This window comes from Nonomuraea turcica, from assembly GCF_030718205.1.
Taxonomy (GTDB): domain Bacteria; phylum Actinomycetota; class Actinomycetes; order Streptosporangiales; family Streptosporangiaceae; genus Nonomuraea.
On sequence record NZ_JAUZQF010000013.1, the window covers coordinates 227,336 to 241,023 of the forward strand.

The 13,688-nt window shown below is 70.8% G+C and carries 14 protein-coding genes and 1 pseudogene; 10 read left to right on the top strand and 5 right to left on the bottom strand.

The window, feature by feature from the left end; genetic code table 11:
- Positions 1 to 2 precede the first annotated feature (2 nt).
- The 9 genes from Q9G87_RS32055 (at position 3) to Q9G87_RS32095 (ending at position 7,601) form a co-directional block, all read left to right on the top strand.
- Positions 3 to 851, top strand: a complete 849-nt coding sequence (locus Q9G87_RS32055) for a type II secretion system F family protein (RefSeq protein ID WP_305920260.1) — start codon at positions 3 to 5, stop codon at positions 849 to 851.
- Entirely contained in the window at positions 844 to 1,767 is a 924-nt protein-coding gene (locus Q9G87_RS32060; RefSeq protein WP_305920261.1) for a type II secretion system F family protein, read from the top strand. Before Q9G87_RS32055 ends, Q9G87_RS32060 begins: the two co-directional genes overlap by 8 nt.
- Positions 1,764 to 1,994 carry a hypothetical protein gene (locus Q9G87_RS32065; RefSeq protein ID WP_305920262.1) on the top strand — a complete coding sequence of 77 codons (231 nt, stop codon included), beginning with the start codon at positions 1,764 to 1,766 and terminating at the stop codon, positions 1,992 to 1,994. The genes Q9G87_RS32060 and Q9G87_RS32065 overlap by 4 nt, the downstream gene beginning before the upstream one ends.
- Positions 1,981 to 2,415, top strand: coding sequence for a TadE family protein (locus tag Q9G87_RS32070; RefSeq protein WP_305920263.1), 435 nt, complete (start codon positions 1,981 to 1,983; stop codon positions 2,413 to 2,415). The genes Q9G87_RS32065 and Q9G87_RS32070 overlap by 14 nt, the downstream gene beginning before the upstream one ends.
- A complete protein-coding gene (locus tag Q9G87_RS32075; protein ID WP_305920264.1) occupies positions 2,412 to 2,810 on the top strand; it encodes a TadE/TadG family type IV pilus assembly protein in 399 nt (132 codons plus the stop codon). Before Q9G87_RS32070 ends, Q9G87_RS32075 begins: the two co-directional genes overlap by 4 nt.
- Positions 2,803 to 3,213, top strand: a complete 411-nt coding sequence (locus Q9G87_RS32080) for a flp pilus-assembly TadE/G-like family protein (protein ID WP_305920265.1) — start codon at positions 2,803 to 2,805, stop codon at positions 3,211 to 3,213. Before Q9G87_RS32075 ends, Q9G87_RS32080 begins: the two co-directional genes overlap by 8 nt.
- Positions 3,214 to 3,316: 103 nt before the next feature.
- Entirely contained in the window at positions 3,317 to 6,064 is a 2,748-nt protein-coding gene (locus Q9G87_RS32085) for a BTAD domain-containing putative transcriptional regulator (protein WP_305920266.1), read from the top strand.
- The gene (locus Q9G87_RS32090; RefSeq protein ID WP_305920267.1) at positions 6,061 to 6,669 is read left to right on the top strand and encodes a hypothetical protein; all 609 of its coding nucleotides are present in this window, start codon (positions 6,061 to 6,063) and stop codon (positions 6,667 to 6,669) included. The genes Q9G87_RS32085 and Q9G87_RS32090 overlap by 4 nt, the downstream gene beginning before the upstream one ends.
- Positions 6,666 to 7,601 (top strand): hypothetical protein, encoded by a 936-nt coding sequence (locus Q9G87_RS32095; RefSeq protein WP_305920268.1) that lies wholly within the window; start codon positions 6,666 to 6,668, stop codon positions 7,599 to 7,601. The genes Q9G87_RS32090 and Q9G87_RS32095 overlap by 4 nt, the downstream gene beginning before the upstream one ends.
- Here the strand turns inward: Q9G87_RS32095 and Q9G87_RS32100 are convergent.
- Positions 7,598 to 8,029, bottom strand: a complete 432-nt coding sequence (locus tag Q9G87_RS32100) for a MarR family winged helix-turn-helix transcriptional regulator (RefSeq protein ID WP_305920269.1) — start codon at positions 8,027 to 8,029, stop codon at positions 7,598 to 7,600. The genes Q9G87_RS32095 and Q9G87_RS32100 overlap by 4 nt on opposite strands.
- 90 nt (positions 8,030 to 8,119) lie before the next feature.
- Between Q9G87_RS32100 and Q9G87_RS32105 the strand changes: the two genes are divergently transcribed.
- Positions 8,120 to 9,271, top strand: coding sequence for an MFS transporter (locus tag Q9G87_RS32105; RefSeq protein ID WP_305920270.1), 1,152 nt, complete (start codon positions 8,120 to 8,122; stop codon positions 9,269 to 9,271).
- A gap of 260 nt (positions 9,272 to 9,531) precedes the next feature.
- Here Q9G87_RS32105 and Q9G87_RS32110 read toward each other — a convergent pair whose 3' ends face one another.
- The 4 genes and pseudogenes from Q9G87_RS32110 to Q9G87_RS32125 form a co-directional block, all read right to left on the bottom strand.
- Entirely contained in the window at positions 9,532 to 10,407 is an 876-nt protein-coding gene (locus Q9G87_RS32110; protein ID WP_305920271.1) for an RpnC/YadD family protein, read from the bottom strand.
- A gap of 34 nt (positions 10,408 to 10,441) precedes the next feature.
- Positions 10,442 to 10,951 (bottom strand): methylated-DNA--[protein]-cysteine S-methyltransferase, encoded by a 510-nt coding sequence (locus Q9G87_RS32115; protein ID WP_305920272.1) that lies wholly within the window; start codon positions 10,949 to 10,951, stop codon positions 10,442 to 10,444.
- Complete coding sequence (locus tag Q9G87_RS32120) at positions 10,948 to 12,333, bottom strand: DNA-3-methyladenine glycosylase 2 family protein (RefSeq protein WP_305920273.1); 1,386 nt, start codon at positions 12,331 to 12,333, stop codon at positions 10,948 to 10,950. The genes Q9G87_RS32115 and Q9G87_RS32120 overlap by 4 nt, the downstream gene beginning before the upstream one ends.
- 113 nt (positions 12,334 to 12,446) lie before the next feature.
- A pseudogene (locus Q9G87_RS32125) lies at positions 12,447 to 13,666 on the bottom strand (MFS transporter).
- Positions 13,667 to 13,688 lie beyond the last annotated feature (22 nt).

A 13,688-nucleotide genomic window follows, 5' to 3' on the forward strand; every position in this document is an offset into this window, starting at 1 on the left:
GGATGGCGCTCACGTTCGACCCGCTCGCTCTGCTGGCCGGCGCCGTGGCCGGCGGCGGCCTGTTCCTGTTCGTCCTCTCCCTGTACGGCCTGCGCCCCCGCCCGTCGCAGCCCAAGCGGCACCTGGTCAAGATGCTGACCACGCGCGCCGCGATCGCCGCCGTGGCCGCCACCATCGTCCTGGTGATCACCCGCTGGCCGGTCATGGCGGCGGGCACGGTGCTGCTCGTGTTCGCCTGGCGCGGGCTGTCGGGCGGCGCGGCCGAGGAACGCACCGCGATGCGCCGCCTCGAAGGGTTGGCCGCCTGGACCGAGTCGCTGCGTGACACGATCGCCGGCGCGGCCGGGCTCGAACAGGCCATCCCGTCGTCCATCAGGGCCGCCGCGCCCACGCTCAGGCCCCACCTGCGGGCCATGGTCGACCGGCTGCACACCAGGATGGCGCTGCCGGAGGCGCTCGCCCTCTTCGCCGACGAGCTCGACGACCCCTCGGCCGACCTGGTGGTGGCCGCGCTCATCCTCAACTCCAAGCTCCGCGGCCCCGGCCTGCGCGACGTGCTCGGGGCGCTGGCCGTCTCGGCCCGCGAGGAGCTCGACATGCGCCGCCGCGTCGAGGCCGAACGCCGCGCCACCAGGCGCAGTGTCCAGATCGTCGTGATCACCGCGCTGGGCTTCGCCGGGATCCTGGTGGTGTTCAACCCCTCCTACGTCGCCGAATACCAGGGCTTGCTCGGGCAGGCCGTGCTCGTGATCGTGGCCGGGCTGTTCGGGGCCGGGTTCGCCTGGATGAGGCGGCTGGCCAGGTTCGACAAGCCGACGCGGCTGCTGATGGGAGGGGGCGGCCATGGTTGAGGGCGCGCTGGCGGGCGCCGTACTGGGACTCGGCCTGTTCGTGTTCTTGCGGGCCCTTTTCCCGGCCCGCCCCGGCCTGGTGGCGCGGCTGCTCGCGCTCGATGCCGTACGCGAGGACGCGGACGCCCCCCGCATCCAGCTCGTGCTGCCGGACGAGGAGGTCAGCGCGTTCCGCCGCGGCCTCGGCGTGCGGCTGGCCCGCCTCTACGGGGCCCGCGGCTGGGAGGCGAGATCGGTCAAATCGGACCTGGCGCTGCTGGGGCGGTCGTTCGAGGCGTTCCTCGCGACCAAGGCGCTGCTGGCCGCCAGCGGCCTGCTGGCGTTCCCGCTGCTGCTCGGCTGGCTGGTGCTCATGGGGTGGGGGACCTCGCTCGCCATCCCGTTCTGGTCGTCCGTGCTCGTGGCGATCGTGTTCTTCTTCCTGCCCGATCTGCAGATCAGGAAGGAGGCGGCGGCCAAGAGACGCGACTTCCGCCACGCCGTGGGCGCGTTCCTCGACCTGGTCTCCATGAACCTGGCCGGCGGCCGCGGCGTGCCCGAGGCGCTCATGATGGCCGTCTCGGTCAGCGGCGAGCGCCCCAACTGGGCGATGGGCCGCATCCGCGACGCGCTGAGCGGCGCGAGGATCGTCGGCATCACCCCATGGCAGGCGCTCGGCCAGCTCGGCGAGGAGATCAACGTCGACGAGCTGCGCGACCTGTCCGCCGCGCTCGGCCTGGTGGCCGATGACGGCGCCAAAGTACGCGCCTCGCTCACGGCCAGGGCCGCCACCCTGCGCCGCCGCGAGCTGGCGGAGATCGAGGGCCGGGCAGGCGAGCGCTCGCAGTCGATGCTCGTGGCCCAGCTCCTGCTCTGCGCCGGATTCGTGATTTTCCTCAGTTTTCCCGCCGCTATGAAGATGTTGGGGGTCTCGTGAACCATCCCTGGATCATTTACCTCACCGCGTGGCTGAGCTCGCGCATCCACCGCGCCCGCACGGCGCCCACCCGCGGCGCCTCCGCCGTGGAATGGGTGATCATCACTGCCATCATCGCCGGGGTGGCGCTCGGCCTGGCCACCTTGATCAGGACTCTTGTCGAGCAGCAGCAGGAGCAGATCCGGTCGAACTTCGGCGGCGACGGTGGCGGCGGTGGCGGCGGCTAGGCCCCGCGACGGCGAACGCGGCGTGACCGCGATCGAGCTGGCCATCCTCATGCCGGTCGTCCTCGCGGTGTCGCTGCTCATCGTGCAGGTGGCGCTCTGGTTCCACGGGCGGCAGGTGGCCGAGGCGGCCGCCAGGGAAGGCGCCCGCGTCGCCAGGGCGGCGCCGATCGACTCCGGCGACTGGCCGGGCGCGGCCACGGCCAAGGCCACCGAGATCGTCCGGGCCATCGGGCCGCAGCTGCTCGGCAACGCGACCGCCACGACGTCCGAGAAGGAGCCCGACGAGCGCTTCGTCACGGTGACCGGCAGCGCCGTGCAGGTCATCCCGCTGCTCCCGCCGCTGACGTTCACGATCAGCGCGACCGCGGGCGGGCCCGTCGAGTGCTTCCGCCCCGACGACGGCGGCGAGGACTGCGGATGACCAAAGATCGCGAGCGCGGCTCCATGGCCGTGGAGACGGTCATGCTGGCGCCGCTCTTCCTGCTGTTCCTCATGTTCCTCGCCGGAGCCGGTGTGCTGGTGGAGTCGCAGGGGCGGGTCAACGGCGCGGCCAGGGACGCCGCCAGGGCCGCGTCGGTGCAACGTACGTTCGACGAGGCCGAGGCGGCGGCCGAGGCGATCGCCGAGAGCGCGCTCACCGGCCCCTGCGGCTCGCCGTCGGTGTCGCTGGACGGCTCGGAGTGGGAGCAGGGCGGCCAGGTCCAGGCCGAGGTGACCTGCGAGCTGGACCTCGCCTTCCTCGGGTTCGGCGGCACCACGCGGATGACCGGCACGGCCGTGGTGCCTCTGGAGCAGTTCAGGAGGATCGATGAGTGAACGCGGCTCGATGTCGGTGTTCACCGTGCTGTTCTCCGTGGCCGTGTTCCTGCTGGCCGGGCTGCTTGTGGACGGCGGGGCGGCGATCAACGCCCGGCTGCGTGCTGCGGACGTGGCCGAGCAGGCCGCGCGGGCCGGTGCCGACCAGATCGACGTCGACCACCTCCGCGCCACGGGGGAGACCCGGCTGCTCGGTGACGATCAGGTGTGCGCGCGGGCCGACGAGATCGTCGCGGCTCAGGGCGGCGACGACGTGACCAGCGGCGAGTGCTCGGTGGGGCAGGGGCAGGCGCTGGTGACGGTCAGCGTGAGGGTGCGGTGGGAGGCGTTCTTCCTCGGCGCGATCGGCTTCTCCGGCGATGACGCGATCGGCGAGGCCACGGCCGCGCCCGAAGCGAGATAGACCGAATCTCTTCACTCGATGGATTGCGGAACGCACGAGGCAACACGCTGGACGAGAGACCCCAGGGGCACGGAGCCCCCGAGGTAAAGGAGACGGAGAGGCGATGCCGACGCGAGAGCCCGCGCGTCCCACGGGGCGTCACACGTCCGCGCGCATGCCCGCCAGGCGCAGCGCCGGCGACGTGCTCGCCGGGCTCGCGGCGCTGGTGGTGCTGGTCGCGCTCGTGGGCGGGGTGCCTTACGCGCTGCTCACGTTCGTCGGGCCGCCGCTCAGACCTGAGCTGCTCGACCTCGAGACGCTCACCAGCCGCGTCGGCCCCAGCACGATCGTGGCGGTGCTGGTGCTGCTGGTGTGGCTGGCCTGGTTTCAGCTGTTCGCGTGTGTGCTCGTCGAGGTGTACGCCGGGGTCCGCCGGGTGGGCATGCCCGCCCGCGTACCGTTCTCCGGCGGCACCCAGGCCTTGGCCAACAAGCTCATCGGCGCCGTGCTGCTGCTGTTCACGACCGGGGCCATGCTCGCGCCCATCGCCAAGCTGACGCCCACGCCCGCCGCCCCGCCCGTGACAGCGGTGGCGTACTCCGCGCCGATCGTCGAGAAGACGCTGGAGACGAACAAGACCAAGAAGGTCTACGTCGTCCAGCCGCCGCACGGCCGCCACCACGAAAGCCTGTGGGAGATCGCCGAGAAGTGCCTCGGCGACGGCCGCCGCTACCACGAGATCTACCGGCTCAACCAGGCGAAGGTCCAGCCGGACGGCACCAGGCTGAAGATGGCCGACCTGATCAGGCCCGGCTGGGTGCTCGACATGCCGGATGACGCGAGGAACGCCCACATCGTCCCCGCCGACCAGCCGCGCGAGGAGACGCTGCGCGAGCACCCGGGCCGGGCGCAGGTGCCCGACGACGGCAGGGCCCACGGCGAGGTCAAGAAGGAGAAGAAGGGCGAGGCCAAGCACCGCCTGCCGGAGCAGCAGGACCAGCGGCGTCAGGAGCCCGAGCAGCAGCAGCCGGCCGTCCGCGAGAGCCAGGGCAACGAGCTGGTCGAATACCTGGCCGGCGCCTCGCTGGCCGCGGCCGGGCTGCTGCTCGTGCTGGCCAGGCGGCGCCGCGAGCAGCTCTGGGGCCGGATGTTCGGCCGCAGGCTCGCCCGTCCACGCGGCGACGCCGCCGAGGCCGAGGTCGCGCTCCGGCTGGGCGGAGACGCGCCAGGCGCCCGCATCCTGGACGTCGGCCTGCGGGTGCTCGGCGCCGAGCTGGCGAGGCAGAACCGCACCCCGCCCATCGTGTACGCGGCCCATCTGTCGCCGCGCACGCTCGACCTGTGGGTGCATCCGCCGGACCCCGACCCGCCCGCGCCCTGGACGGCCGAGGACGGCGGCCAGGTGTGGCGGCTGCCGGCACACGAGGGCCGGCTGCTGCCGGACCGGACGAGCCCGTGGGGGGCACGAGCCCGCCACCATGAGCCCCACCAGCCGGGCGGGGCGCCGTACCCCGGACTGGTCTCGATCGGCACGAACGTGCATGGGCGCGTGCTCATCGACCTGGAAGCCGCACAGGGCCTGATCAACGTACGCGGCGCGCAGACCACGGCCGCGCTGGCCGCTCTCGCCGTCGAGCTGGCCACCAACCGCTGGTCCGACGGCATGCGCGTCACGCTCGTCGGCTTCGGCGAGGAGCTGACCGCGATCGCACCCGACCGCATCAGGGCCGTCGGCGGTCTGGCCGAGGTGCTCCCCGAGCTGGAGGCCGCCGCGGCGCCGCGCAGAGAGGTGCTGACCGGCCGCATCAGCGGCAGCCCGCGCGATGCCCACTACCTGCTGTCCGTGGTCGCGCCCACGCATGAGGAGGCGCGCCGGCTGGCGCTGCTGGCCCGCAGGGACACCGCCGGATACGTGGTCGCGGGCGAGGTCCCGCACGCCACATGGACGCTGGAGATCACCGACGACGGCAAGGCCAAGATCGCCGAACTGGGGTTCGAGGTGGACGCCCAGCTCCTGCCCCGCCGCCACTACCGTGCGCTTGTCGACCTGTTCCGCACCGCCGGGCGACTCGACGGCGAGGCCATCCCCGAGGCGGAGCCGCTGCCCGGGCTGCATCCGCCGGCCGTCGAGATCAGGATGCTCGGCCCCATCGAGGTGCTCGGCCTCAGCCCGCTGGAGGAAGGCCGGCTGGCGCTGGCCACGGAGCTGCTGATCTATCTGGCCACGCACCCGGGTGGCGTGCATCCCGTGGTGCTCGGCGGGGTGTTGTGGCCGCGCGGCGTGCAGGACATGGTCAGGGATGCCACGATCGCCAGGGTCGCCGACTGGCTGGGCCCCCGGCACCTGCTCACCGACGAGGTCGGCCGGCTGCGGCTGGGGCCCGAGGTCCGTACGGACTGGGCGTTGTTCCGCGAGCTCCTCCGCCGCTCGCACGGCGACCCGTCGGCCAGGGCGGTGCTGCTGGAGAAGGCGCTCGGCCTGGTCAGGGGCCCGCTGCTGACCGGCAGGCCGCCCGGCAGGTATGCGTGGCTGGCGGCCGAGGACCTGGAGTACGACGTGGCCGCCGAGGTCGCCGACGCGGCACACCAGCTCTGTGAGATCAGGCTCGCGCAGGACCAGCCGGACGCCGCGGTGGCCGCCGTACGCGCGGCGCTGCTGCTGGCGGCCGACGACGAGGGCCTGTGGCGCGACCTGCTGCGGGCCACGCACGCGACCGAGGACGTCGTCCGCCTGCGCGCCGTCGTCGAGGGGCTGACCAGAAGGGCCGCCTCGCACCCGTACGGCGGCGGGATGGCCCCGGAGACCGAGGCGTTGATCGAGGAACTGCTGCCCACGTGGCGCATCCATGTGGTGAGGGAGTCGTCGGCATGAAACGAATCGTGTTAGCGCTGGCCATCCTCGCCGCGGCGGGCTGCGGCCAGGCCGAACCACAGTACGAGCCTGGGGAGGCGCACGCTTCGGCCAAGAACACCGCCGAGCCCAAGACGTCGGCCACGACCGCGGAGGACGCGCTGCCGCAGGGTGCCCAAACCATCAAGATCGACAAGAACTCGCAGGTACGCGTCGAATGGCCGGCCGCCGGTGATCCGCTGCTGAAGATCATCGTGCAGTGGTACGTGACGGCGCGGAAGGCGGTCTCGGAAGGAGATAAGGACCGTTTCCGTGACGTCCCGCTTGAACTGGAGGCGGTGAAGGTTGCGTACGACTGGTATGACGGCATAGCGGCGAAGGACCAGGCCTTCAAGGGCGTGGTGCGGCTCTACGACCTGCGCGTCGATACCCGCGCACGCCGGGGTGCTCAGATCAGCGCGTGCGTGGACGCTTCCAAGGAACAGATGATCTCCACGCGCACCGGCCGGCTCGTCCCCGAGGACCCGGATTCGCCCGTCCGTCAGATCATTCGCGCGCGCCGCGGCGATGACGGCGTGTGGCGCATCATCGACTTCGTTTACAGCAGAGAAGGGTGCACCCGATGAACCCCCTTGTCCCCGCGATAGTCGCGGGAGTGATGCTGCTCGGGCTGCCCACACCGGCGCCCGGCGGCGACACGGAGATCACCGGCGTCGACGGCGGCCGGACCAAAGAACTCGTACTCCGCAACTCCAGGATCGTCATCAGCGGTGACGGAGCCAGAGGCGGGAAGCGGGACGGTTTCCAGCTGAGGAATCCGTGCTGGTATGAGCCTGCCATGACCCCCGACGAGATGCTGAAGTTCCGTGAGGACACGCTGCCGTACTTCAACCGCTATGGCAGCAAGGACGCCGGCACGCCGGAGGAGTACCTCCAGCCGGCCAAGGACAAGATCGGCAAGCCGGGCCAGTGGTGGCAGATGTCCTTCGCGGAGGGCGACACGCGGGCTGTCGACTGCTTCACCACGAGGCCGTCGTTCGTCTTCGTGCCGCCGGGCACCACTCCCGAGAACGGGATCACGATCCAGCAGCTCACCGATATCGCTAGGGCTGCGCTGACCGTGCCCGAGCCCACGGTGAAGCTGAACCCCGACGCCAAGAGCTACGTCAACCTGCCGACGTTCGTCTGGTTGGAAGGAATCGGCCAGCCTCGCCGCTCGGTTACCGCGACGCTGCCTGGCGTCATGAGCGCCACGGTCGTCGCCACGCTGGAGAATTTCAAGATCGACCCCGGCACCACCGCCGACCGGGCCGAGGTCCGCGAGGACGGATGCGGGTCCACGGGCAAGCAGTACGTGAAGGGGGCCCAGTTCACCTGCGGCGTGCGTTACCTGCGTGCCTCCATCGACCAGCCCCGGGAGAACTATGTGCTCACCGTGACGACCGTCTGGCCGGTCGAGGTCGCCGACCAGGTGGTGCCCTTCCAATACGCCCCCGTGCAGACCGATACAACCCGGGACGTTCCGGTCGGGGAAGTCCAGAGCAACGTCAAGCCCTAGCCGAGGACCGCGGCGAGCGGGGCCAGTTCCGGCTGCTCCGCCGCCTCGGCCAGCACCTCCTTGAGCACGGCGTCGTGCGTCGGGCGGGCCTGCGCGAGTAGGTCCCGCCCGTCCTGCGTGACCTCGGAGTAGATGCCGCGCCTGTCGTCCTCGCACAGGTAGCGCCGGAGCAGCCCGCGGTTCTCCAGCCTGGTGACCAGCCGCGTCGTGGCGCTCTGGCTGAGCACGACCGCGCGGGCCAGTTGCTGCATGCGCATGTGCCAGCCGTCCTGACGCCCCAGCACGTCCAGCACTGTGTATTCGCTCACGCTCAGGCCGTGCTCCTTCTGGAGCGCTTTCTCCAGCTTGTCCTCGATTTTCGCGTGCAGTGCCGCGAGGGTGCGCCAGCCCTGGGCGCGCGCTTCGACGGCGTCATCGGCTAGGGGCACGTGGCAGCCTCCTCAGCATCGTTGTATGGTCAGTTAGTCGGCGTGCGCAAATAATGTCCACGCTCACTAACGTCGTCTGAGGAGTATTCTATGCCTCTCGCCCTGTTCGCCCTCGCGATCAGCGCTTTCGGCATCGGGACCACGGAGTTCATCATCAACGGCCTGCTGCCCGAGCTGGCGTCCGACTTCGGCGTGACCATCCCGGCCGCCGGGCTGCTGGTGTCCGGGTACGCCCTCGGTGTGGCTGTCGGCGGGCCGCCGCTGACCATGCTCGGCGGGCGGTTGCCGCGCAAGACCATGTTGCTCGCCTTGATGGTGCTGTTCATCGCGGGGAACCTGTTGTCGGCGGTGGCGCCCTCGTACGGGGTGCTGATGGCCGGCCGGTTCCTGGCCGCCTTCGCGCACGGCGCGTACTTCGGGGTCGGCTCGGTGGTGGCCGCCGACTTGGTGGTGCCGCAGCGGCGGGCCAGCGCGATCGCCCTGATGTTCACCGGCCTGACGCTTGCCAACGTGCTCGGGGTGCCGCTGGGGACGTGGATCGGGCAGTCGTTCGGCTGGCGGGCGACGTTCTGGGTCGTGGTGGCGATCGGGGTCGTCGGCTTGGCCGGCGTGCTCGCGCTCGTCCCCCGCCAGCCACGGCCCGCGGGTGGTCTGATGCGGGAGCTGGCCACCTTCCGCTCGGGCGGCGTCTGGCTGGCGCTCGCGATGACCGTCTTCGGGTTCGCCCCGGTGTTCGCGGTCATCACGTTCATCGCGCCCATCATGACCGGCGTCGGCGGCTTCTCGCCGGGGGCCGTGCCCGTGGTGATGGCCCTGTTCGGGGTTGGGCTCGTGGTGGGCAACCTGATCGGTGGCCGGCTGGCCGACCGGGCGGTCATGCCCAGCGTCTACGGCTCGGTGGGGCTGCTCACACTGCTGGCCGTGGTGGTCGCCCTGGTGTCGGGCAACCAGTTGGCCTTCATCGTCGCGATCACGTTGTTCGGCGTGGCCGCCTTCGCCACGGTCCCGCCCCTGCAGACTCGCCTCCTGGACGCCGCCGCCGGAGCCCCGACCCTGGCCTCGGCCGCCAACATCGGCGCCTTCAACTTGGGCAACGCCATCGGGTCGTTCGCGGCGGGGCTCACGATCGATGCGGGCCTCGGTTATACGGCTCCCGCCTGGACCGCTGCTGTGCTGGGCGCGGTGGGGCTGATGGTGGCCGGAGTGGCAGGGATCCAATCCCGCCGCCTCGCACCAGCCTGAACACGGGACAGGGCTGGCACGGAGCCGTGCCAGCCCTCGTCGGCTCAGTCCGACTGCTCTCTGGCGGTGTTGGGTGCGAGGGCGTTGGTGCAGGGGTGGAACAGATCGTCAACGCGGTCGGCCGTAGCGGCCGCATAGATCCAGAATTATTTTGAGGGCCCTGGCCAGGCCCAAGCCGAAAGCTCGCGAAGTGGCTCGCTCCTGGGCCGGGTCCATCCATCGACTATCGAGTCTCTCGACAACCGGGGGGTATCGAGTCCCTACACGAACAGGTCATCGGCGTTGGTGGCGGTGGCGGCCTTGCGGACCCAGGATCTGAGGACGTCGAGGTCGGTGCACTCGGTAATGCGCTTTCGTGTCTCGTCGGGCACGGGAATGCCGCGCGCCTCCAGGAACAGGAGGATGGACTCGGCCTCGCCTTCGGCCATTCCCTCGGCCTTCCCCTTGGCCTCTCCTTCGGCGATCCACTCGAGAAAGAACTCGCTTCTGGACTCGGCTGCCATGGTCATCACGACCTCCCTAACCTTGGTGATTATGGACTGGGGGAGACACGCGAACGCAAGCTCAGCATAGCCTTTCAGCTCCTTGGGCCCGTGTGTGACTGCGTAGAGGAGTGTGAGGACCACTTTCAGGCCGGACTCGGTGCGGCCGTGCAGGATGGCCGAAATGGTGGCGAGCTCGGGTTGTTCGATGGCCTGGCCGATGTCGGTGATCATCGGGATCCCGTCCGGGCCGATGACGATCGGGTATAGCACCCACCCGGGATGCCCCATGTCGATGGCCTTCGCGCAGTCCTGGGCTGTTTTCGCGTCCTCGCAGAAGACCAGGAGCAGCACTGGGCACTTAATGTGAGACCGGAGGGTGGCCACGTATACCGGCCAGCTCCACTGTTTGTCTGGGTCGGTCTGTCGCTGAACCTCCAGCACGATCGCCGACACCGGCTTGTTCTCGTTCCTCAGCACGACGACCGAATCCGCCCGGAATTCTGTGGGTGCCCATTGATTGAAGTCGCAGGTGCCCAGATGGGCCTCTTCGAAGGGGGATACGGAGACGCCCGCCTGCGCCAGCAGGGTGGCGGCCAGAGATGGGCGTCTCCGAACGAGCTCCAGAAGGAACTCGTGTCGCAGAGTTGGCATGGCGAACACATTACCGAATGTGTTCGCTCCGTTACTATAGGTTAGCGATTCCTCCGGATTCGTGGGCAAGCAGCCACTCTTTGACTGGTACGCCGTAGTAATACCCGCCATATCCCCCACCGGCCGGCAGCACCCGGTGGCAGGGGACGAACGGCGCGATCAGGTTCTGCGCGCACGCCGACCCGGCCGCCCGCGCCGCCGTCTTCGGCAGTCCGGCCCGTTCGGCCAGCTCCGCGTACGAGACGGTGGTCCCCGCCTTGACCTCACGCAATGCCGCGTGCAGCCGCTTGCGCGTCGGGCTGCCGGGCTGGGAGACCGGGATGGCGTCCAGGGCGGCCAGGTCGCCCGCCAGGTACGCGCGGACGGCCTCCGACGCCGCCCCCAGGTCGTCCACCACCTCCAGGCCCTCCGCCTGGAGGGCGGGCGTGAGGCGGGCGTACATCTCCTTCGGGTCGGCGGTGAAGCCGGCCGCGACCAGGACTCCCTCGCGGGACAGCAGGGACAGGGGCCCCATGGGGGTCGGGATGAGCTGTGCAGCGATCATGATGAGCTCCAGAGGTGCAGCGCGGCGTAGGCCCGCCAGGGCCGCCACCGCTCGATGTGGTCGTCAGTGATGCCCAGGGCGGCCATGCGCTTCTTGAGCACGAGGTCGCCCGCGGGCCAGGCGTCGGGGTCGCGGAGCGCCCGCAACGCGATGTAGCTGGCCGTCCACGGGCCGATGCCGGGGACTTCGAGCAGTCCCGTCACCGCTTCCGCGGGGTCCTGGCCGCCGTCCAGGTCGATCTGGCCTTCGGCCAGGCGCGCGGCCAGGTCCTTGAGGGTCTCGATCCGGCGGTTGGTCAGGCCCAGGCCGGTGAGGTCGGTTTCCAGGAGGTGGGCCGGCGTGGGGAAGAGGCCGCCGGGGGCGGTGGCTCTGGCGACGATGCGGCCGAGCAGGGTACGGGCGCCGGCCACCGAGATCTGCTGGCCCACCACTGCCCGCACCGCTAGCTCGAACCCGTCGAAGGCGCCCGGCACCCGCAATCCGGGCCGGGCCGCGACCAAAGGTCCGAGCGAGGTCTGGCCGAGGATCTCGGCGATGGCGTCCGGGTCGGCGTCCAGGTCGAGGAGGCGGCGGCAGCGGGCCACGACGCGGGCGAGCTGCCGCGTGTCGTCCACCGCCACGTCCAGGGCGATGTGGTCCGGCCGCGGGGTGAGCGTGATCGTCCCACCCGGCACGGCCCGCGAGTACGACGTCCGGTCCGCCACCTCCAGCCCCGGAATCGCCCGGGAGGCCAGGAACGCGAAGACCCCCTCCACGTCGTACGGCTCCCGCCGGTGCAGCCGCAGCCTGAGCATCGCGTCGGAGACCCGCGGTCCGGCCGTGGCCCGAAGCTCGCTGGGCGTGAACCCGTACGTCTCCCGCATCGTCGCGTTGAACTGCCGCACGCTCCCGAACCCGGCCGCGAACGCCACCTCCGTCACCGGCAGCCCCGTCTCCGTCAGGAGTTGTTTGGCCAGCAGCAGCCGCTTCGTCCGCGCCACCGCAAGCGGCCCGACACCCAGCTCGGCCACGAACAGCCGGTGCAGGTGCCGCTCGGTGATGTGCAACCGCCTGGCCAGCCCCACGACGCCCTGCTCATCGGCCCCGCCGTCGTCGATCAGCCGCAAGGCCCGGCCGACGAGGTCGCCGCGCACGTCCCAGCCGGGGTCGCCGGGCGAGAGCTCGGGACGGCAACGCTTGCACGGGCGGAACCCGGCGGCCTCGGCTGAGGCCGCGTGCCGGTAGAAACGCACGTTGCGCGAGGCCGGCGTACGGGCGGGGCAGATCGGGCGGCAGTAGATGCGCGTCGTCGTCACCGCCGTGTAGAAGCGCCCGTCGAACCGGGCGTCCCTGGCCGAGACGGCCCGGTAGCAGGAGTCGAAGTCGAGCTCTAGTGGTGACATGTCTTCGACGGTATGCGCTTGTGAGGGTGTTGACTGGCGGAAATCGGACGCCACCGTCAAAGGGCAGGTCAGCAGGTCGTAGCCGCCGACTGGCAGGAATCGGACATGGACTCTCAGGGGTGTCGGCGGAGCGGGGAGAAGAAGATCGGGATCCAGCTCATCGCCATGATCAGGGTGCCCAGCCACAGCGGGGAGCGCACGCCCCAGACCTCGCCGAGCGCGCCCGCCAGAAGACCACCCAGGCCGAGCGCGCCCATGAGCAGCAGCCGCATCGTGGCCGTCATCCGGCCGAGCATGGCGTCCGGCGTGACGCGTTGCCGCAGGCTGACGAGCAGCACGTTGTTGACCCCGGTGCGGAACGTCAGCACGAACCAGGCCGCCGCCCCCGCCCACAACCACGGCCCTCGGTCCAGGAACGGGATCACGAGCGAGGCAGGAGCCGTGGCCAGGCTGACGAGCCACGTTGCCCGGCCGGTGCCGAGGCGGCGGCCGATCAGGTGGGCGGACGACGAGCCCGCCAGCACGCCGAGCCCGCCGACCGCGAGGTACGTGCCCAGCACCCACTCCGGGTAGCCCAGCTCGCCGACGATGAGGACAGGCAGCAGTACCGAGCAGAGCGGGAATGCCAGGTTCGCCATCGCGCCCTGGACCAGGGCCGCTACGAGCACCTGGTTACCGAAGAGGAAACGTACGCCGGCCGAGATCTGCCGCGTGATCGGCTCCCTGCGTTCCATGCGCGCCGGTGGTTCGGGGACGCCGCGGAGCCAGGCCGCCGACCACAGGTAGCTCAGGGCGTCCGCGAGTACGGCGACCGGCGCACCCGCGATCTGCACCAGAACCCCGGCCGCGCTCCGCCCGGCGACGTCCATCCCCGCGCCCATTCCCACGAGCAGCGAGTTCGCCGACGTCAACCGCTCGCGCCCCACCAGTCCAGGCACGAGGCTCATCGACGCCACGTCGAACACCAACGTGCCCGCCCCACCAGGACCGCCACGGCGTACAGCTGCCCCATGGACAACCACCCGCCCCACCACGCGACCGGCACCGACAGCAGCGCCCCCGCCCGCAGCAGATCGGTGGCGATCATCACCGGCCGCCGCCGCACCCGGTCCACCCAGGCCCCGGCCGGCAGTCCCAGCAGGAGCACCGTGAGCGTGCCGAGCGCCGACAACACCCCCACCTCGCCGGCCCCCGCGCCCAGTGTGGTCACGGCCAGCAGGGGCAGCGCGACGTAGCTGATCTGACTGCCGAGCTGGCTGACCGCCCCGGCCACGAAGAGGTTGCGAAACCCGCGAAACCGCAGCAGCGGCTCGTCCATCACAGTTGCTGACATGTCGGTCAGAGTGCTGAAGTGT